This is a genomic window from Pseudomonas salmasensis (assembly GCF_014268375.2).
Lineage (GTDB): Bacteria > Pseudomonadota > Gammaproteobacteria > Pseudomonadales > Pseudomonadaceae > Aquipseudomonas > Aquipseudomonas salmasensis.
Genome location: NZ_CP077083.1, coordinates 6,135,822 through 6,155,367, shown reverse-complemented (window position 1 = coordinate 6,155,367; position 19,546 = coordinate 6,135,822). Strand labels below are relative to the sequence as shown.

Annotated in this window: 19 protein-coding genes; 11 read left to right on the top strand and 8 right to left on the bottom strand. The window is 62.5% G+C overall.

Annotated features, from left to right (window positions below; translation table 11 throughout):
• The first annotated feature begins 185 nt into the window (after nucleotides 1-185).
• Nucleotides 186-995, top strand: a complete 810-nt coding sequence (gene yghU / locus HU731_RS27650) for a glutathione-dependent disulfide-bond oxidoreductase (RefSeq protein WP_186608229.1) — start codon at nucleotides 186-188, stop codon at nucleotides 993-995.
• 107 nt (nucleotides 996-1,102) lie between these two features.
• Here the strand turns inward: yghU and HU731_RS27645 are convergent, their stop codons facing one another.
• The 3 genes from HU731_RS27645 to HU731_RS27635 are packed head-to-tail and all read right to left on the bottom strand — an operon-like array spanning nucleotide 1,103 to nucleotide 3,844.
• Nucleotides 1,103-2,029, bottom strand: a complete 927-nt coding sequence (locus HU731_RS27645; RefSeq protein ID WP_186608230.1) for a sugar ABC transporter substrate-binding protein — start codon at nucleotides 2,027-2,029, stop codon at nucleotides 1,103-1,105.
• A 19-nt stretch (nucleotides 2,030-2,048) separates the two neighbouring features.
• Complete coding sequence (locus HU731_RS27640; protein ID WP_032892286.1) at nucleotides 2,049-2,828, bottom strand: TIM barrel protein; 780 nt, start codon at nucleotides 2,826-2,828, stop codon at nucleotides 2,049-2,051.
• Entirely contained in the window at nucleotides 2,828-3,844 is a 1,017-nt protein-coding gene (locus HU731_RS27635; RefSeq protein ID WP_186608231.1) for a Gfo/Idh/MocA family oxidoreductase, read from the bottom strand. Before HU731_RS27635 ends, HU731_RS27640 begins: the two co-directional genes overlap by 1 nt.
• A 187-nt stretch (nucleotides 3,845-4,031) precedes the next feature.
• Between HU731_RS27635 and HU731_RS27630 the strand changes: the two genes are divergently transcribed.
• A complete protein-coding gene (locus HU731_RS27630; protein WP_186608232.1) occupies nucleotides 4,032-5,993 on the top strand; it encodes a sigma-54 interaction domain-containing protein in 1,962 nt (653 codons plus the stop codon).
• Nucleotides 5,994-6,011: 18 nt separating this feature from the next.
• Here HU731_RS27630 and HU731_RS27625 read toward each other — a convergent pair whose 3' ends face one another.
• Nucleotides 6,012-7,061 (bottom strand): LacI family DNA-binding transcriptional regulator, encoded by a 1,050-nt coding sequence (locus HU731_RS27625; RefSeq protein WP_186608233.1) that lies wholly within the window; start codon nucleotides 7,059-7,061, stop codon nucleotides 6,012-6,014.
• A gap of 161 nt (nucleotides 7,062-7,222) precedes the next feature.
• On the opposite strand from HU731_RS27625, the gene HU731_RS27620 reads away from it, so the two are divergent.
• The 5 genes from HU731_RS27620 to HU731_RS27600 are packed head-to-tail and all read left to right on the top strand — an operon-like array spanning nucleotide 7,223 to nucleotide 11,661.
• On the top strand, nucleotides 7,223-8,317 hold the full coding sequence (locus tag HU731_RS27620; protein WP_186608234.1) for a fatty acid desaturase family protein: 1,095 nt from the start codon (nucleotides 7,223-7,225) through the stop codon (nucleotides 8,315-8,317).
• Nucleotides 8,314-8,640 carry a MocE family 2Fe-2S type ferredoxin gene (locus HU731_RS27615; protein ID WP_186608235.1) on the top strand — a complete coding sequence of 109 codons (327 nt, stop codon included), beginning with the start codon at nucleotides 8,314-8,316 and terminating at the stop codon, nucleotides 8,638-8,640. The genes HU731_RS27620 and HU731_RS27615 overlap by 4 nt, the downstream gene beginning before the upstream one ends.
• Nucleotides 8,637-9,836, top strand: coding sequence for an NAD(P)/FAD-dependent oxidoreductase (locus HU731_RS27610; protein WP_186608236.1), 1,200 nt, complete (start codon nucleotides 8,637-8,639; stop codon nucleotides 9,834-9,836). Before HU731_RS27615 ends, HU731_RS27610 begins: the two co-directional genes overlap by 4 nt.
• Nucleotides 9,837-9,838: 2 nt before the next feature.
• On the top strand, nucleotides 9,839-10,657 hold the full coding sequence (locus HU731_RS27605; protein WP_186608237.1) for a sugar phosphate isomerase/epimerase family protein: 819 nt from the start codon (nucleotides 9,839-9,841) through the stop codon (nucleotides 10,655-10,657).
• 50 nt (nucleotides 10,658-10,707) lie between these two features.
• A complete protein-coding gene (locus HU731_RS27600) occupies nucleotides 10,708-11,661 on the top strand; it encodes a Dyp-type peroxidase (protein ID WP_186608238.1) in 954 nt (317 codons plus the stop codon).
• A gap of 106 nt (nucleotides 11,662-11,767) precedes the next feature.
• Here HU731_RS27600 and HU731_RS27595 read toward each other — a convergent pair whose 3' ends face one another.
• On the bottom strand, nucleotides 11,768-12,640 hold the full coding sequence (locus HU731_RS27595; RefSeq protein ID WP_186608239.1) for an undecaprenyl-diphosphate phosphatase: 873 nt from the start codon (nucleotides 12,638-12,640) through the stop codon (nucleotides 11,768-11,770).
• 48 nt (nucleotides 12,641-12,688) lie between these two features.
• Here HU731_RS27595 and HU731_RS27590 point away from each other — a divergent pair, with 48 nt between their 5' ends.
• Nucleotides 12,689-13,327 (top strand): GNAT family N-acetyltransferase, encoded by a 639-nt coding sequence (locus HU731_RS27590; RefSeq protein ID WP_186608240.1) that lies wholly within the window; start codon nucleotides 12,689-12,691, stop codon nucleotides 13,325-13,327.
• Between the two features lie 475 nt (nucleotides 13,328-13,802).
• Here HU731_RS27590 and HU731_RS27585 read toward each other — a convergent pair whose 3' ends face one another.
• Nucleotides 13,803-14,741: a GlxA family transcriptional regulator gene (locus HU731_RS27585; protein ID WP_186608241.1), complete on the bottom strand. Its 939-nt coding sequence runs from the start codon at nucleotides 14,739-14,741 to the stop codon at nucleotides 13,803-13,805.
• 167 nt (nucleotides 14,742-14,908) lie between these two features.
• Between HU731_RS27585 and HU731_RS27580 the strand changes: the two genes are divergently transcribed.
• Both HU731_RS27580 and HU731_RS27575 read left to right on the top strand, forming a co-directional pair.
• The gene (locus HU731_RS27580; RefSeq protein ID WP_186608242.1) at nucleotides 14,909-15,586 is read left to right on the top strand and encodes a type 1 glutamine amidotransferase domain-containing protein; all 678 of its coding nucleotides are present in this window, start codon (nucleotides 14,909-14,911) and stop codon (nucleotides 15,584-15,586) included.
• Between the two features lie 78 nt (nucleotides 15,587-15,664).
• The gene (locus HU731_RS27575) at nucleotides 15,665-16,792 is read left to right on the top strand and encodes an alkene reductase (RefSeq protein WP_186608243.1); all 1,128 of its coding nucleotides are present in this window, start codon (nucleotides 15,665-15,667) and stop codon (nucleotides 16,790-16,792) included.
• Between the two features lie 124 nt (nucleotides 16,793-16,916).
• Here the strand turns inward: HU731_RS27575 and HU731_RS27570 are convergent, their stop codons facing one another.
• Nucleotides 16,917-17,915 carry an NAD(P)H-quinone oxidoreductase gene (locus HU731_RS27570; RefSeq protein WP_186608244.1) on the bottom strand — a complete coding sequence of 333 codons (999 nt, stop codon included), beginning with the start codon at nucleotides 17,913-17,915 and terminating at the stop codon, nucleotides 16,917-16,919.
• Nucleotides 17,916-18,098: 183 nt separating this feature from the next.
• Here HU731_RS27570 and HU731_RS27565 point away from each other — a divergent pair, with 183 nt between their 5' ends.
• Nucleotides 18,099-18,485: a DoxX family protein gene (locus HU731_RS27565; protein ID WP_186608245.1), complete on the top strand. Its 387-nt coding sequence runs from the start codon at nucleotides 18,099-18,101 to the stop codon at nucleotides 18,483-18,485.
• 156 nt (nucleotides 18,486-18,641) lie between these two features.
• Here HU731_RS27565 and HU731_RS27560 read toward each other — a convergent pair whose 3' ends face one another.
• A complete protein-coding gene (locus HU731_RS27560) occupies nucleotides 18,642-19,460 on the bottom strand; it encodes an alpha/beta fold hydrolase (protein ID WP_078467657.1) in 819 nt (272 codons plus the stop codon).
• Nucleotides 19,461-19,546 lie beyond the last annotated feature (86 nt).

Sequence of the window (19,546 nt, the reverse complement as noted above, 5' to 3'; positions counted from 1 at the left end):
GCTTACAGGGTGTTGGGCTCAAGAGATTAAGGGCACGGGCTGGGCTTGCGCAACGGCGTTGTGCAGTGCCCGATAAGGTTGATGCGATCGCAGCGGGTGGCGGTGGCATTCACCGTGACGAGTCATCAACCTTTGGTTTAGTCTGGAGCGCTTCGTTGATCGCAAGCGCCTCTGGAGCATTGATTATGACCGAGTACGTACCTGCCAAAGTCTGGACCTGGGACACCGAAAGCGGCGGCACCTTCGCCAGTATCAACCGGCCTATCGCCGGCGCCACCCACGAAAAGCCGCTGCCGGTGGGCAAGCACCCGCTGCAACTGTATTCCCTGGCCACGCCCAATGGGCAGAAAGTCACGATACTGCTGGAAGAGCTGCTGGCCCTGGGGCACACCGGCGCCGAATACGACGCCTGGCTGATCAAGATCGGCGACGGCGACCAGTTCGGCAGTGGCTTTGTGGCGGTGAACCCGAACTCGAAGATTCCGGCGCTGATGGACCACAGCGGCGCCTCGCCGATTCGCGTGTTCGAATCAGGCGCGATTTTGCAGTACCTGGCCGAGAAGTTCGGTGCGTTCCTGCCCACGGAGCCCGCCGCACGGGCTGAATGCCTGTCGTGGCTGTTCTGGCAGATGGGCAGCGCGCCTTACCTGGGCGGCGGCTTCGGGCATTTCTATGCCTATGCGCCGAGCAAGATGGAATACCCGATCAACCGCTTTGCTATGGAGACCAAGCGCCAGCTGGATGTGCTGGATAAGCGCCTGGCGGTCAGCCAATACATTGCCGGGGATGACTACACCATTGCCGATATCGCGATATGGCCTTGGTACGGTGGGTTGGTCAAAGGCCGTTTGTATGGTGCGGCGGAGTTTTTGTCGGTGCATGAATACAAGCATGTGCAGCGCTGGGCGGATGCGATTGACGCACGGCCGGCGGTGCAGCGTGGGCGGCGGGTGAACCGGGTGTCGGGCGATGATCAGTTGCCCGAGCGGCATTAGGTAGGAGCGAGCTTGCTCGCGAAAAACGTCAACGATAACGCGTGTTTCCTGGATGAACGCGGCGTCTGGGCGTTCTTCGCGAGCAAGCTCGCTCCTACAAAGCTGCGTTATTTGTAGCGCTGCTCAAACACCGCCACCTGTTCAGGTGTGATCAGTTCAAATGGCACCCACACCTGTGCTTCAACCTGCTCGCCCTTGATCATCCGCACCGCCGCTTGCACGGCCTGGGCGGCCTGGGCCTTGGGGTCCTGGAACACTGAGCCCGCTAGCAGCCCACGCTTGATCGCCGCCAGGCCATCGGGCAAGCCGTCGATGCCGACAATCGCAATCTCGCCCTTGGCCTTGCCCGCTTGCTGCAAGGCCATGGCCGCGCCAATCGCCATTTCATCGTTGTTGGCGACAATCGCATCGAACGGGGTGCCGGCCAGCAACCAGTTGCTGGTCAGGTCCATGCCTTTGCTGCGCTGCCATTCGGCACTTTGCTGCTCGACGATCTTGATTTCGGGGAAGTCCTTGAGCACCTGTTTGACCCCCTCGGTGCGGGCATGGGTGGCGTTCTGTGCAAGGTCGCCCATGATGACCGCCACATTGCCCTTGCCGCCCAGTTTTTGTGCGAGGTAGCGCATCTGCAATTGCCCCGCTTCGATGTCGTTGGAGGCCACCGTGACCACGCCCTCAGGCAGCGTAGGCTCATCCGGGTGGCGGTTGACGTACACCAGCGGCGTCTTCGCCGCCACGGCGGCGCGGGTGATGTTGGCAGTGGCGGCGGTGTCGACCGGCAGCACGATCACCGCATCGACCTTCTGGTTGAGAAAGCCTTCGACCTGATTGAGCTGGCGCACCACATCGCCCTGGGCGTCTTCAAATTGAATCTGCACGTCCTGGTGTTTGGCTGCCGCTTCCAGGCCGGTGCGCACGTAGGTCATGAAGTTATCGTCCACCCGGGCAATGCTCACGCCGATGCGATAGGCGGCGAAGGACCACTGGCTGAACATCAACAACAGCGCGGCCACTAGTAATGAATAACGATGCATGAGGCTGTTCCTTTTATTGTTATAGGGTGAATGCCTGGCGGAAACGCTCCAGGGCCGTCTCGCTGTCGCCGCTGGCCCAGCCCTCCAGGCCGACCACACCGGTGTAACCCATGGCGTGCAAGGCCCGGGCAATGGCCGGGTAGTGAATTTCGCCGGTGCCGGGCTCCTTGCGCCCAGGCACATCAGCGACCTGGATTTCGCCGATGGCGCTGCCAGCGCGCTGGATCAATTCGATCAGGTTACCTTCGCCAATCTGCGCGTGGTACAGGTCCAGGTTCATCTTCAAATGCGGGCTGCCGACGGCTTCGATCAGGGCCAGGGTGTCGTCGGCACGCGCAAACGGTGTACCGGGGTGGTCGACGGCGGTGTTGAGGTTTTCCAGCAGGAACACGCGGCCGGCGTCTTCCCCCAGGCGCGCGATTTTCTCCAGGCTTTTGCAAGCGCTCAGCCACATACGCCCGGTGGTGTGGCTGACGGGCTGCACGGGTAGGCCGCCTTCACCCAGGCCCGTGCCATGCAGGTTGAGGCTGGGGCAATTGAGGCGCTCGGCAATGCCCAGGGACTCACGGGCGCTGTCGAGCAATTGGCGGATGCCGTCGGGGTCGGTGAGGGTGCCGCTGAGGTAGCCGGTCATCGAGGTGAAGTCCGCACCGGTCGCCGCCAAGGCCTGAATGTCCTTATCGGCCCAACCCCAGATTTCGGCGCTGAAACCCAGGGCATGTATACGTTTGACCCGTTCGATGAAGGGCAGGTCGAGGAACACCATTTCGGCGCTGACGGCTAATTTGAACGGCATCATCAAAGGGCTCCTTGAACGGCCACGGCCTTGCCGGTTTGGTACGACTCAATGCAGGCACGGGCAATTGCCAGGGCTGCACGCGCATCTTCACCGCTGGCCAGGGGCTTGGCGCCGCTGCGCAGGCAGTCGACAAAGTGGTTGAGCTCGGCGATGTAGGCGTCGCGCAGCAGGTCGGTGTCCATCCGCTGGGTGTCTGCCTGGATGCCCTCGGCCAGGTAGCGCACCAGGTCGCAGTCGTTAAGGCTGCCCATGCTCAGCATGCCCTTGCTGCCGAACACTTCGCCACGCACGTCGTAGCCATACACGGCCTGGAAGCTGGCTTCGGCGGTGGCAATGGCGCCGTTGTCAAAGCGCAGGGTGACCACGGCGGTGTCGAGTAAACCTTGGCTTTTGAAGTGCGGGGCAATCAGTGCGTCGGCCATCACCTGCACCTGTACCACTTCGGCTCCGGGGTTGAGGTAGCGCAGGGTGTCGAAGTCGTGGATCAGGGTTTCGAGGAAGATCACCCATTGCGGTGAGTTGGCCGGGTTGTTCAGCGCCGGGTCGCGGGTCAGCGAGCGTAGCAGCTGTGGCGTGCCAATACGTCCGGCGACGACGTCGAGGTGCGCTGTGCGAAAGCTCCTGGCGAAGCGCCGATTGAAGCCGACCTGCAAGGGCACCCGTGCATCGGCAGCGGCGGCGATGGCGCGGTCGGCTTCATCCAGGGTAATCGCCATGGGTTTTTCGCAGAAGATGCCCTTGCCGGCACGTGCGGCCTTGATCACCAGCTCGGCATGGCTACGGGCAGGGGCGGCGATGAGCACGCCGTCGATGTCCGGGTCGTCCAGCAGCTGTTGCGGGTCGGTGTAGGCCTTGTCCACCCCCAGTTCTGCTGCCAGGCGAGCGGCCTGGCCTGGAACCGGATCGGCGATGGCGGCGAGGCAGGCACCGGGGATGTGGCGTGCGGCGGTAAGGCCATGGAAACTGCCCATGCGGCCGGCGCCGATCAAGCCCAGGCGGATGTTCTGTGTACTCATGAAACGACCCCTTTTGTTGTTATGGGCCCCCAGGACCGTCCTGGGTGACACAGGGGCAGGAGCAAGGCCTGTGCCAATTTATAACTTGATGATTTATAAAGGCTTATTATTTTAATCAAACAAAAAGTGTTCATTTTTATGACATGTCTATACTGACATGTCGAAAATATGAACATGGATAACCGCAATGACCCAGGCGTTTAGTGTGCAAGACCTCGAATACCTCACGAACCTGGGGCCGGCCGCGCTGAGCGACGGGCCCATCGCCGCCTTGGAACAGGCGTGGCGAGAGTGCCTGGCTGGCCAGGTCGTGCGTCCCGACGGGGTGCGCCAGGTCATCTGGGATTCCTGGCGACGCAGTGTCGAGGCGGGTATCGAGCCCGGTAACAGCGACTACTGCTTTGTCGCGCCGCAAGCACTGGCGGCGACCCTGGCCCACCATCGCGCCCTGATCGCCGCTGCCGCGCAGGTCATGCATGGATTGCTGGCTTACAACCCGCGCGGGCATATCAACCTCACGGATGCCGAGGGCACGACTTTGTATTTCTGTGGGCTGGACATCACCCCGGTAGGCAGTCGCTTGCTCGAATCGGTGCAAGGCACTAACTGCACCGGCCTGGCCCTGGCCGAAGATCGCCTGGTGTATGTGCTGGCTGAAGAAAATTTCGCCAGCGGCCTGCGCCAGCGCCACATGCACTGCGCCGCCGCGCCGATCAAAGATGCCCAAGGCCAGACCCTGGCCATGCTCACCCTGACCGCCGAGCCCGGCTGGTTTCATTTCCATACCCTGGGCACCGTTCAAGCGGCGGCCGAAGCGGTGTCGCGGCAGATGGCGCTGCAGGTGTTGCTGGAAGAACAACAGGCTGTGCTCGAAGTGCTCAACGAAGGCTTGGTGGTGCTCGATGAGCGTGGCTGCATCAAGGCACTCAACCGTTATGCGCGGCAACTGTTCGGGGTGGGGCGCGAGTTGATCGGCAGTCCTTTCCAGCGCCTGGGCCGCAGTGAATTGAGCGACGCGCTGGGTGAGCCGGTGCGCGACCGCGATTGCACCTTCCACTTGCACGACGGCAGCCAACTCGCCTGCCTGGTTTCGGTATGCCCGCTGGAGCAGGGTGGGGTGATTGTGTCGGTGCGCGAAAACCGCCGTATCCGCGAGATTACCCGGCGCATTATCGGCACCCAGGCCCGCTATACCTTCGAGACCATCCTGGGCACCTCGCGGGCCATACAAGACGCCCTGCACCTGGGGCGCATTGCCAGTCGCAGCGAGTCCACCACCTTGATCCTCGGCGAAAGCGGCACCGGCAAGGAGCTGTTTGCCCAGGCCATTCATAACGGCAGCGAGCGTTGCAACGGCCCGTTTGTGGCGGTCAACTGCGGCGCGATCCCACGGGACTTGGTGCAGAGCGAACTGTTCGGCCACGTCGAAGGTGCGTTCACCGGCTCGGCGCGGGGTGGGGCGGCAGGCAAGTTCGAACTGGCGGATGGCGGCACCATCTTCCTGGATGAAATCGGCGATATGTCCTTCGATGCCCAGGTCAGTCTGCTACGGGTTTTGCAGGAGGGTGAGATCACCCGCGTCGGGGCCAAGCAATCTCGGCAAGTCGACGTGCGCATCATCGCCGCCACCCATCGCAACCTGAGCCAGGCGGTGGCCGAGGGCGCGTTTCGTGAAGACCTTTACTACCGACTCAACGTGCTGAACCTGAGCGTGCCGCCACTGCGTATGCGCCGTGACGATATCCCATTGCTGGCACGGCACTTCCTGCAGCGCTGTGCCCGCTCGCTACGTAAAACGGTGCAAGGTTTCGCGCCTGATGCGTTGGCGTTGCTGTCAGCCCATGGTTGGCCGGGCAACGTGCGGGAGCTGGAAAACGTCATTGAGCGGGCGACCAACCTGGCGATGAGTGAGCTGATTCAATCGGCTGATTTGCCGTTGGAAACCGAGCAACGCACCACGTTGCGCGCCTACCAGCCCCAGCCCGCGCAGGATTTGAGCAGCCATGAAATGCACGCCATCGTTGCCGCGCTCACCAGCACCCGCGGCAACATTCGCCTGGCCGCACAGCAACTGGATGTGTCGCGGGGCGGGCTGTACAACAAGATGAATCGCTTTGGCTTGAGCGCCGCCGATTTCCGTGAGCGCTGAAACCGCAAGCCAACGCGATCAGTTGCAGAGGTTTTCCGGGGTCACTATCTGCAGCGGTATATGCACGCGGTGCCTCAATGCATCAAACCCCTCATCACTCTGCAAGCGCACCAGCAACTCCACCAATGCCACGGCCGTCTGCCGTGGCTGCGAGTCCATCACCACATCAATCAGCCCCTTGCTCAATGCCTGACGCGACAACGGGGTGGACTCTTGCAGGATGCAGCACAGCACCGGGCGCTTGGGCAGTTGGGCCAGGGCGTTGATCACACCGTCGCCGCCGCCGCCCACCACGCATAACCCACGCAGGTCGGTATGGCGGCTGAGCAAGTCGAGGGTAGCTTCTTCGGTGATGTCGCAGTTATCCAGGTTGATCAGCGGCTCCAACGGCTTGAGCCCCGGCGCGTGTTCGGCCAGGTAGCTGTGCAAGCCTTCGACCCGTGCCTGATGGCCGAGAAAACGGTGGCCGCCCAACAGGATGCCCACGCTGCCTTTGCGTGCGCCGCAGGTGCGCGCCAGCAGCCAGCCCATGGTGCGCCCGACCACGTGATTGTCCTGGCCTACATAGGGTTCGGCGGCGTGTTCATGGATGTCCGAGAGCAGGGCAACCACCGGCACGCCCGCTGTGCGGATCTGCGCCAGGCAGGCGTTGATCAATGGGTGGGCGAAGCTGACCACCGCGAGGGCGTCGCACTGCACGGCCAGTTGTTCGATTTGCGCGACGATGGCGCCGGGCGTGCGGTCGTTGATGTAGTCGAACTGGCAGCTCAGGTTGGCGGTGGCGTGATGCTGCGCTGCCTCGCTGATGCTGTGTGCCAACTGCGCATAGAACGCTTGGGCGGTCCCCAGCAACAGCACGCCGAACCGGTAGGTGGGCCGGCGTTCGCGAATGCGTTGGCCGATCAGCCGTGCGGCGAAATAACCCACCGCTTCGGCGGCTTGGAACACCTGTTCGGCGGTGCCGGGGTTGACCGGCGCGCGGGCGTTCAACACGCGGTCGACGGTGGCTACGCTGAGCCCCGCATGGGCGGCAACGGTGGCGATGGTTGGGCGTTTGTTGTTGTGCATGGCAGGCCCCTTGAGCGTCTTGATAGAAAACTATCAAGCCCCGCTGGGCCTGGATGATAGCTTGATAGGGAATGGATTCAAGGCCTTGAGGGTGATTTAGCCGCGCTCTATCGTTGGTTTCGCAAAGCCCCTGAAACCCACGCTTGCGGAGAACAATAACAATGCCTGGACACACCGCTCACCGCGCTCGGCGCGACTACAGCCTCACCGGCCCCGAAGCGGCCCGCGCCGCCGACAAGGGCCTGGTCTCGGCCCGTTGGTACCAGTCGCCCATCCCGCGCAATCGCATGAAAGCCCTGATGCAACGCCGAGACGCTCCGGCGTTGCTCGACACCGCCCTGTGGTTCTCGGCGTTGTTGGCCACCGGTGTCGGTGGGTACTGGTTCTGGGGGACTTGGGCCTGCGTGCCATTCTTCATCGTCTACGGTGTGCTCTACGGCACGGCCTCCAACCCGCGCTGGCACGAAACCGGCCACGGCACGGCGTTCAAGACCCGCTGGATGAACGATGCGCTGTATCAGGTGGCGAGCTTCATGTGCCTCTTCGAACCCCACGTGTGGCGCTGGAGCCATGCCCGTCATCACACCGACACCATCGTCGTCGGCCGTGACCCGGAGATCGTCGAACCGCGCCCGCCCAGCTTATGGATGATGGCCCTCAGCCTGTTCAACCTGCCCCTGGCCTCGAAGACCTTCAGCGGCGTGGCCCGCCATGCGCTCGGGCGGATGAGCGCCCAGGAGCAGGACTTCATCCCCGAATCCGAGTGGCCCAAGGTGTACCGAGATGCGCGTATCTGGGTCGGCCTTTATGCGGTGATCATCGGCACCGCGCTGTACCTGCACAGTTGGTTGCCGCTGATGCTGGTGGGCCTGCCCAGCCTCTATGGCGCGTGGCTCGGCTACCTGTTTGGCCTCAGCCAGCACGTGGGCCTGGCCGAAGATGTGCTCGACCACCGCAGTAACTGCCGCACCATCTACATGAACCGCGTGTTGCGCTTTATCTACATGAACATGAACTACCACCTCGAACACCACATGTACCCGATGGTGCCGTACCACGCGCTCAGCCAACTGCACGAAGAGATCCGCAGCGACTGCCCACCGCCATACGTCAACCTGTGGCAGGCCTACCAGGAAATCATTCCGACGATCTGGCGCCAGCGCAGCGACCCCAATTATTTCGTCCAGCGTCCCACCCGTGGCGAGCAAGCTCGCTCGCCACAGAGTAAGAGCCAGTCATTGGAGATAAATGCATGAACGATCAATGGATCGACGTCTGCGCCGTGGGCGAAATAGAAGCAGAAGACGTGCTGCGCTTCGACCACGGCGCGCAGACCTACGCGGTGTTCCGTTCTGCCGATAACGAATTTTTCGCCACCGCCGGCCTGTGCACTCACGAGAAAATCCACCTGGCCGACGGCCTGGTGATGGACCATGTGATCGAGTGCCCCAAGCACAACGGCCGCTTTGATTACCGCTCCGGCAAGGCCCTGGGCGCGCCGGTGTGCGTCAACCTCAAGACCTACCCGGTGCGGGTGGATGCGGGGCGGGTGCTGCTCGCCGTCACGGCGCAAGGATGAACGCCCCCCTGATCATCGTCGGCGCCGGCCATGCAGGTGGCCGTGGGGCACTGACCCTGCGTGAAGAAGGCTACAGCGGGCGCCTGATCCTGATCGGCGATGAAGCGCATCTGCCCTACGAACGGCCACCGTTGTCCAAGGGCTTGCTGCAAGGCTCGACCGACCTGGCGCAATGCAGCCTGTGCGACAGCCAGCAGTTGGCGGCACTCGGGGTCGAGCATATCGCCGCCAACCCGGTCAGCCGCCTGGAGCCACAGCACCACCGGTTGCAATTGGCCGACGGCCAATGGTTGAGCTATGCCGGCCTGCTGCTGGCCACCGGAGGCCGGGCGCGGCGTTTGCCCCAAGAGCAGGCGAATGTCTTTTACCTGCGCACCCACGATGAAGCCTTGGCCCTGCGCGATAGGTTGCGCCCTGGCGCTCGGCTGGTGGTGGTCGGCGGTGGTTTTATCGGCTTGGAGGTGGCGGCGACAGCGCGGGGCCTGGGCTGCGAGGTGACGCTCCTGGAAGCCGGGCCACGGCTGGCAGGGCGGGTTGTGCCGCCGGTGATCAGTGACGCGTTGCTGGCCTTGCACCGTGAGCAGGGTGTGGATGTGCGTTTGAACGTCGCCCTGGAGTGCATCCACGCCGACGCCGTGCAACTGGTCGACGGGCAACGGCTGCCCTGCGACCTGGTGGTGGTCGGCATTGGCATGCAGCCTAACATCGAGTTGGCCGCGGCGGCGGGCTTGGAAGTCGGGCAGGGCATTCGCGTCGACGCGCAGTTGCGCACCAGTGCGGCGGATATCTATGCGGCGGGGGATGTGTGCGAGTTTCGCCTGGCGGGCCTTTATCAGCGCCAGGAAACCTGGCGCAACGCCGAAGCCCAGGGCCGTCTCGCGGCGTTGAACCTGCTGGGGCGGGCGTTGGCGTTCGAGACGATCCCGGGTTTCTGGTCCGATCAATACGCGTGGGGCTTGCACACCGTCGGGGTGATGACTGCGCTGATGGTTCGCCGGGAATTGCCAGACGGCGGCCAGCTGCTGTTCTACCTGGACGACCATCACCGTTTGCAGGGCGCCTGCAGTTGGGCCTTGGGTAACCGCGCAGCCAAGGACATCAAGCTGTGCGAGCACTTGATTACTGCCCGCATCCCGCTCAACCCGGCCAGCCTGGCCGACCCTGAGGTATCCCTGAAGCCGTTATTGCGAGGCTGACCATGCGCCAGTTGTTAGTATTTCAATCGATGTGGGCCATGCAAACCGAGCCCGGCAGCCTGGAAGCGCAATTGGACCGCATCGCCGCCGCCGGTTTTGACGGCATCACCGACCATTACTGGGCGCCGGCATCGGTGCAGCGCCTGCACGCGGCGGCCACGGCCAGGGGCTTGCAGATTGAAGGGCAGCTGTTCCCGCAATCGGTGGATGATCTGGCCAGGGCATTGGAGGTGATCAGCCGCTACGGCTGTCATCACCTCACCTTGCAAGCCGACGTGCGCCCACGTACCCAGGCCGAGGCGGCCAGTTTGATCGAAGGCTGGCAACGGCTGGCCGAACAAGTGGACTTCCAGATTTTGCTGGAAACCCACCGCTATCGGCTCACTAACGACTTGCTGTTCACCCTCGACCTGCTGGCACAGATGCCCGATCTGAAACTGCTCGCTGACCTGTCCCACTACGTGGTTGGCCGCGAGTTGCCCGAGCCCGGCAGTGTGGAAGACGACGAACAGATACGCACCATCCTGCGTCACAGCTGGGGCTTTCATGGCCGCATCGCCAGCAGCGAACAGGTACAGGTGGGCCTGGATTTTGCCCAGCATCAGCCGTGGGTCGAGCGCTTTACCGGTTGGTGGCGCTACGGGATCGAAGACTGGCTGGCCCGCGCCGAGACACCCCAGAGCCTGTCCTTCACCTGCGAACTGGGCCCGCCACCCTATGCGATCACCGGCGCGGATGGCCGCGAGCTCACCGATCGCTGGGCCGAGGCTTTGAAGCTCAAAGCGCTGATTCGCCAGGTGTGGGCCAGTTGTCAGGGATGATCTGCTAACCTGCCGGGGTTCAAACCGACCTTAGCCAGTGGATCGCCTTCATGAAAACCTGCCCCGTCCGCCCCCCGCTCGAACCGCAATCGGTGTGCCATCCGATCACCAGCAGCGCGATCTTCATGGTTGCCACCCTGGCGCCCGATGCGGTTGAAAACGTGCGGGCCTGGTGCGCCGACATCGCAGGCCTGGTGCGCTCGGTAGGCAAGCGCGTGCCCTCGGGCAACCTGACCTGCGTTTGCGGGTTTGGCTCGGACGCCTGGGACCGCCTGTTCGGCGCGCCGCGCCCGGCGGCCTTGCATCCGTTTCGCGAGTTCGGTGTGGAGGGGCGCAAGGCAGTGTCGACCCCTGGTGACATCCTGCTGCACATCCGTGCCGAACAGATGGACCTGTGTTTCGAGCTGGCGACCCAGCTGGTGACGGCCCTGGGTGATAGCGTGAAAGTGGTGGATGAGGTCCAGGGCTTTCGGTACTTCGATATGCGCAGCATCATCGGTTTCGTCGACGGCACCGAGAACCCGGTGGGGCGCAAGGCCGAGGCGTTTACCCTGGTGGGCGATGAAGACCCTGAGTTCGAAGGCGGCAGCTATGTACTGGTGCAGAAATACCTGCACAACATGACCGCGTGGAATGGCTTGACGGTGGAGGCTCAAGAGAAGGTGATCGGGCGCACCAAATTATCGGACATCGAACTGGACGAAGACGCCAAGCCGAGCAACTCCCACAGCGCCCTGACAGTGATCACTGACCAGGACGGTGAAGAAGTGAAGATCCTGCGCGACAACATGCCCTTCGGCCGCCCAGGCGCGGGCGAATTCGGCACTTATTTCATCGGCTACGCACGCTCGCCTCAGCCTCTGGAACAGATGCTGGAAAACATGTTCGTCGGCCGCCCGGCCGGCAATTACGACCGCTTGCTCGACTTCAGCACGGCCGTGACCGGCGGCCTGTTCTTCGTGCCCTCGGCCGACTTGCTCGAAGCGCTGGCCGACCGCCAATAACCTGTAGGAGCGAGCTTGCTCGCGAAAAAACCAAGGCCACCGCGAACATACAGAATGCCGGCGTTATCGTTGGCGTTTTTCGCGAGCAAGCTCGCTCCTACAAGGGTCAGGTAAGCAGGCCGGTGCTGACGGCCACGATCAAAAACACCCCCAGCAGCGCACGGTAGATCACGAACGGCCAGGTGGAGAACCGTTCCAGAAACTTCATCAGGCCCCAGATCGCGAAGAACGCCGAGACGCTGGCCACCACCAGGCCAAAGATCAAGTGCGGCCAGGCGTGGGCGGGCAGGTCGGCGCGCAGCAGCACCCACAACTCTTTCAAACCGGCCAGGGCGATGGCCGGCAAGCCCAGCAGGAAGGAAAACCGCGCTGCCTCTTCGCGTTTGAAGTTCAGGAACAGCGCTGCGGTCAACGTGGAGCCCGAACGCGATACGCCAGGTATCAACGCGCCAATCTGCGCAACTCCCACAATCAAGGCATCGCGCAGGCGCATTTGGCTCACGTCGCGTGTATGCCGGGCACGCAGTTCGGCCACTGCCAGCAGCACTGCCATCACCACGCAGGAAATGCCGATCACCATCAGCCCGCGCAAGGGTGAGTTGCACGCATTCAAGGTCGACGACAACGCCAGGCCGGCGATGCCAATCGGTACGGTTGCCAGCACAATCGCCACGGCGAGCTTGAACCAGCGGTCGTTGTAGTCGCCCCGGCGCACCGCACTGATGCTGCCCGTGGTCACCTGGCGCACATCGCGCCAGAAATAACTGACCACCGCCGCCAGCGCCGCCAATTGCATGGCTGCCGAAAACGCCGAGCCGGGGTCTTGCCAGCCGAGCAGGGCGGGCACTACGCGCATATGGGCGGTGGACGACACCGGCAGCAATTCAGTAATGCCCTGGATCACCCCAAGGATGAAGATTTGCAGGTAATCCAGGGAGGCAAAGCCCACATCCAGGCCGGCGGTACAGACGTTGGTCAAAATACGTGTCCTTGAGCATTAGGGAGAAACCGGCGAAGTTTATTCTAAATGTTTCAGGATTTCGGCCAGGGCAACTGCTATTTGCAATCGGTTCAGCCAATAGAAAGGATTCGCCAGGCCATTGGCGTGGGCAGCACTTTTGTGAACAATGGCGCCCTGCGTTTTTCCACCGAGAGCCCCATGCCTGAAACCACCGTCGAATTGATCCAGACCGGCCCCGAAGAAGCCGAACTGATCCGCAATCTTTACCAGTACTACGCCTATGAGTCTTCGGACTGGGAACAGGAAGATGTCGAGGCCGATGGGCGTTTCTACATCCACGACGAACACCTGGCCCGCTACTGGAGCGACCCGCAATGGAGCGCCAACCTGCTGCTGGTAGACGGCTACATCGCCGGTTTCCTGCTGATCGAAGGCAGCGAACTGCCGGGCATCGACGCCCTGGAACTGGCCGACCTGTTCATCCTCAAGCGCTACCGCCGCAAGGGCATCGGCCGCGCCATCGCCAGCCAGGTGCTGTGCAGCGGCGAGTGCAATTGGCTGGTGCGCTTCTATGATCAGGACGAAGTGTCCCAGGCGTTCTGGCGCACGGTGCTGGATAACCTGCCGCGCCCGGTGCAGAGCATTGAACTGGACGATGAGCCGCAGTTGGTGAACTACCTGATTACCCGGGCTTCGTTGCATTGACAGGGGAGGCTTTCTCCATCTAAACAACGCTGTAGCGATCAACCGTAACCACGATGCGAAGCGAGCCGCTCTTGCTCTTGATCTGCTTTTGATCTTGATCTTAAGCGCCCCGTCAAACCACGCTGGCCGAACGCAGGCTTGAATTCGTGGGTAACCCGGCAGGACGCCGGGTTAGCCGCCCCGCGCCATGGATGGCGCGTGGCGGCGGCCCACGAATTCAAGCCTGCGTTCGGGCACACCGAGCCTAAGCGAGGTGCCGAGTGGTGGGGCAAGAGCCCTTTTGGTTACTTTTGGGGCTCTTTTCCAAAAGTGACCCGCTGTCAGAGCGGAACCCTAAGTGGCCGTTACCGCAGCAATGGATATGTACCCAATCCAACGGTGTTGACTGTCAGGCCGCCTTCGCGAGCAAGCCAGCTCCCACATTTGCACCGAGGGGTGTCAGATAGATGGAGGCGGCTGTCAGGCCGTCACGGGCCTAGCCCGGGTTGAACAACACCTGCTGCATCGCCTGGGGCGGCTGCCCGAAGGCCCTGAGGAACGCCTGGCGCATACGTTCGCGATCACCAAACCCGGTTTCGCGCGCCACCACCTCCACCGGGTGCCGGCTGGTTTCCATCATCGCCCGCGCAGCTTCCACCCGCAGGGCCTCGATGGCCTTGGCCGGGGTCTGCCCGGTTTCTTCGCGAAACACCCGGCTGAACTGGCGCGGGCTGAGCCGGGCGACATCGGCCAGGGCCTCCACGGATAAATCCTGGGTGAGATTCTCGCGAGCGTAAGCCAAGGCCAGTTGCACGCGATCGGACTTGGGGTCCAGCTCCAACAAGGCCGACAGTTGCGACTGCTCGCTGCCACGACGTTGGGCAATCACCAGCTTGCGCGCAATGCGACGGGCCAGGTCGCTGCCCAGGTCGTCCTCCACCATCGCCAGCGCCAGGTCGACCCCGGCGCTCATACCCGCACCGGTCCATACCTTGCCGTCGACAATAAACAACTTGTCTTCTTCCAGGCGGATATCCGGGTAGCGCTTGCGAAATGCCGGCGCATGGATCCAGTGGGTGGTGGTGCGCTTGCCAGCCAGCAGGCCAGCTTCGGCCAGCACAAAGATGCCCATGCATAACGACGCCACTCGACGCGACTGCGCGGACGCCGCCTTGACCATCTCCAGCAGGTTGGCTTCCGGCAGGCGAAACTCCAGGTAGCCACTGACAATCAGCGTGTCATAGCCCTCCGGCCGCAGCGCGCTGGTGTTCACCGAAAAGCCCTGTGAGGTCATCACCGCGCCGCCGCTTTCCGACACCAGGTGAAACTCATAGGCCGGCTCGCCGCACAGCAGGTTGGCGCACTCGAACACCGAGCCCAGGCTGAGGCTCAACGACTGGAAATTCGGGTAAACCATCAGCGCAACGCTGTGCATTGCATCTCTCCAAGGGGCGTGGGAGAGGCGATTGTCGGCGTGTGTTCGGCAAACGGCAACCGACTTTGATGCATGTCCGCAATCCTTGCGGATATGACATTGTGAGCCAATGCCTGGCTGCCTAACATGGGGCCAACTGTTATTCACACCGATCGAGGCACTGGAAAATGAAAGTATTAATGGTACTGACCTCTCACGACCAGCTTGGCGATACCGGGCGCAAGACCGGCTTCTGGCTCGAAGAATTCGCCGCACCTTATTACGCGTTCAAGGACGCTGGTGCCGAGGTGGTGTTGGCTTCCCCGGCGGGCGGCCAGCCGCCGCTGGACCCTAAAAGCGATGAACCGGATGCGCAAACCGAGCAGACTGAGCGCTTCGCCAAAGACCCGGCTGCGCAGCAAGCCTTGGCGACCACCGTGAAGCTGGACTCGGTCAACGCCGCCGACTTTGACACGGTGTTCTACCCAGGCGGCCACGGCCCGCTGTGGGACCTGGCGGAGTCGCCGGTGTCCATCACGCTGATCGAAGCCTTCGAGCGGGCCGGCAAGCCCATTGGCTTTGTGTGCCATGCACCGGGTGCCTTGCGTCACGTCAAGGCGTTTAACGGTGAGCCGTTGATCAAGGGCCGCCGCGTCACCGGGTTCTCCAACTCGGAAGAGGCCGCCGTGCAGTTGACCGAAGTCGTGCCATTCCTGATTGAAGATGAATTCAAAAAACTGGGCGGCCAGTATGAGAAGGGCGCCGACTGGCAATCCTTCGTCATCGTCGACGGCTTGCTGGTGACTGGGCAAAACCCAGGCAGCTCCAGCGAAGTGGCCAAGGCCCTGCTGACACTCTGCGCTTAAGTTAATCAACCGATCTACGCAGTGGCGACTCCTAGGAGTCGCCACGGTTTTCGTTCGTCCTGAATGTGGAATATCGCCGTGCCTGACTGCATCCTGAACACCCCGATCAAGCTGGGGCATCATCGCTTGAACAACCGTGTCGTACTGCCGCCGCTGACCCGCCAGCGCAGCGCCCAGCCGGGTAATATCGCCACCGACCTGATGGCCGAGTATTACCGTCAGCGGGCCAGTGCCGGGTTCATGGTCAGCGAGGGTACGCAGATCGAACCCCGTGGCCAGGGCTACGCGTGGACGCCGGGCATTCATACACCGGCGCAAATCCAGGGTTGGCGCAAAGTCACCGCAGCGGTGCATGCCGAGGGCGGTGTGATCTTCGCCCAGCTATGGCATGTGGGGCGGGTGTCCCATAACGCGCTGCAACCTGACGGTGGCGCCCCGGTGGGGCCGTCTGCGCTGGCGGCGGTGCAAGCCAAGGCTTTCATTGAAACCGGGCCGGGTGTGGGTGAACTGGTACAGCCCCCCGTACCCCGTGCCTTGACCACGCTGGAAATCGAAGAGCTGGTGGGGCACTACGCCCAGGCTGCACGCAATGCCCTGGACGCCGGGTTCGACGGTGTGGAAATCCACGCGGCCAACGGCTACCTGGTCAACCAGTTCATCTCGGCGCACTCCAACACTCGTGAGGATGAATACGGCGGCTCGCTGGACAATCGCCTGCGCTTGCTGCGCGAGATCGTCGAAGCCGTGTGCAAGGTGGTGGGGCCGGAGCGCCTGGGCGTGCGCTTTTCGCCGCTGTTCAGTGGCACCGACCAGGACCGGGTCTACATCGGCCTGGTGGAAGAAGACCCGCACACGACCTATATCGAAGCGATCAAAGTGCTGGAGGCGTCGGGCATCGCCTATGTGTCCATTGCCGAAGCCGATTGGGACAACGCGCCCGACCTGCCCGAGACTTTCCGCCAGGCCGTGCGCGCCACCTTCAGCGGCAGGATCATCTACGCCGGCCGCTACACCGCCGAGCGCGGTGCACGCTTGGTAGAGGCCGGGTTGGCGGACTTGATTGCCTTTGGAAGGCCCTTTATTGCCAACCCGGACTTGCCCCAGCGGCTGTTCAATGGCTGGCCGTTGAATGCGTTGAAGGCCGAAGGCTTGTATGGCGGCACGCAGGCCGGGTATGTGGATTATCCGATGTATGCCCAACAATAGTGTGGGAGCGGGCTTGCTCGCGAAGGCGTTGGCTCAGCAAACACTTATGTTGACTGACCCACCGCTTTCGCGAGCAAGCCCGCTCCCACAGGGATCTGCAACCCCTCTGCACATCAAAAATGCCTCACTCCACCCGCAACACAATCTTGCCGATATGATCCCCACCTTCCATCCGCGCATGGGCCTGGGCGGCGTCGGTATAGGCGTAGACCTGGTCGATCATCGGCAGGCAACGCCCGGCACTGAGTACCGGCCACACGTGTTCGCGCAGTTGCGCGGCAATCTCTGCCTTTTCTTCGCGGGTGCGGGCGCGCAGCAGTGAGCCGGTGATCACCGCGCGTTTGCCGAGGATGGTCAGCAGGTCGACGTCGTTGGCCTTGGCGCCACCGAGGAAACCGAGGATTACCAGGTGGCCGTCCATGCCCAGGGCCTTGAGGTTATTGTTCAGGTACGAGGCACCCATGATGTCGAGGATCACGTTGACGCCTTTGCCATCGGTCTGTTTGGCGATGACCTCGGCAAAGTCCTGTTCGCGGTAGTTGATCGGCTCGGCGCCGAGCTTGGCAATCGCTGCGCATTTGTCGGCGCTGCCGGCCGTGGCGAATGCCTGGATGCCGAACTCCTGGCAGAGCATCAACGCGGTGGTGCCGATACCGCTGGTGCCGCCGTGGATCAAGACACGCTGGCCTTTCTGGGCACCACCGAGGCCGAACAGATTGGCCCACACCGTAAAGAAGGTTTCCGGTACGGCAGCGGCCTGAATCCAGTCCATGCCTGCGGGGATCGGCAGCGCCTGGCTGGCCGGCACCGCGCAATACTGCGCATAGCCGCCACCATTGGTCAGGGCACAGACCTTGTCGCCCAGGCTGTACTCGGTGACGCCATCACCCAGCGCCACCACTTCACCGGCCACTTCCAGGCCTGGGATCGGGCTCATGCCGGGCTTCATCGGGTATTTGCCCGCGCGTTGCAAGGCATCTGGGCGGTTGACCCCGGCGGCGTGCACGCGAATCAGAATCTCGCCTGGCCCAGCCACTGGCACATCGGCGCTACGCGGCTGCAAGACCTCGGGCCCGCCAGGGATGGTGATTTCGATCAGGGTCATTTCTTGGGGGAGTGTCATGGAAAAGTTCCTGTAGCGATGAGCGTATGGGTTGGGACCGTAGCGCGGGGTCGGCAGTTCAGCAAGATCATGCCGGGTTCTTTGGGCAATGCAACCGCAGGATTTCAGCACAAGCCTGCAAGTGCAGAGCCGCGGCGTTGGACACACTGGCTGCCGGTCATTTTCGACGCAAACAGGTGGCATATGAACCAAGCAAGAAATCAGGATATCGGGCTGTTGTTTCTGCGCGGCAGCGGGGCGCTGTTCCTGTTGTGGGTACACGGCTTGCCCAAGTTGCTGCACTACAGCGAACAACTGAAGCTGATCGAAGACCCTTTTCACCTGGGCGCTTCTATCACCTTGCTGCTGGCGATTTTCGCCGAGGTGCTGTGCCCGTTGCTGATCATCGCGGGCGTGTTGGTGCGCCTGGCGTGCCTGCCGATCCTGGCGGTGCTGGTGATTGCGTTGCTGGTGGTGCACCCGGAATGGACGCTGTTCGAAGGGCAATTCGGTTGGCTGCTGCTGATCATCTTCACCAGCGTGTTGATCGCAGGGCCAGGGCGGCTGGTGTTGAGCCAGCGCTTTGCCTGAAAAAAAAGGCCGGGTGAACCCGGCCTTCTGCCTTCTGCCTTCTGTAGGAGCGAGCTTGCTCGCGAAAAACTCATAGGCGCCGCGTTCATTCAGCAAGCACGCGTTATCGTTGAGGTTCTTCGCGAGCAAGCTCGCTCCTACAAGTGCATCGAGGTATCAGCGGTTCAGGAACGCCAGCAGGTCTTCGTTGAGCTGTTGGGCGTGGGTCACGGCAAACCCGTGCGGCGCATCCTTGTACACCTTCAATTGCGCGCCCTCGATCATCTGCGCCGCGACTTTGCCGGTGGTGTCGAACGGCACGATCTGGTCGCCGTCGCCATGGATCACCAGGGTCGGCACGTCGATCTTGGCCATGTCCGGGCGGAAGTCGGTTTGCGAGAACGCGGTGACGCAATCCACGGTGGATTTGAGCGACGCGAGCATGGCGATCTGCAGGGTCTGGCTGAGCACGCCCTCTGAAACGTGCTGGCCTTTATTGAGACCGAAGAACGGCGTGTTGAAGTCGCTGATGAACTGCGCACGATCCTTCAGCAGGCCGGCCTTGATGCCATCGAACACCTCGCCAGGCACGCCTTGGGGGTAATCGGCTTGCTGGCCGAAGATCGGCGTGACCGCGCCCAGCAACACCAGGCCGGCGACACGGGCACTGCCGTGGCGGGCGATGTAGCGCGCCACGTCACCGCCACCCATGGAGAAGCCCACCAGGGTCACGTCCTGCAGGTCCAGGTGTTCGATCAACTGGGCGATATCGTCAGCGAAGGTGTCGTAGTCGTTACCGGTCCATGGCTGGTCCGAGCGGCCAAAGCCACGACGGTCGAACGCGATGGTGCGAAAGCCACGGCTGCTCAGGTATTCCATCTGGTATTCCCACATGTCCGCATCCAGCGGCCAGCCATGGCTGAACAGCACGGGCTTACCGCTGCCCCAGTCCTTGAAGTAGATCTGGGTACCGTCTTTGGCAACGAATGTGCTCATCTGAAACTCCTTGCAGGGCTGAAAAAGGGCGGTGAAAAAACCGCCTCACTATTGCCGTAAACCTGAGCCCTGGCTTGTATGGGTGT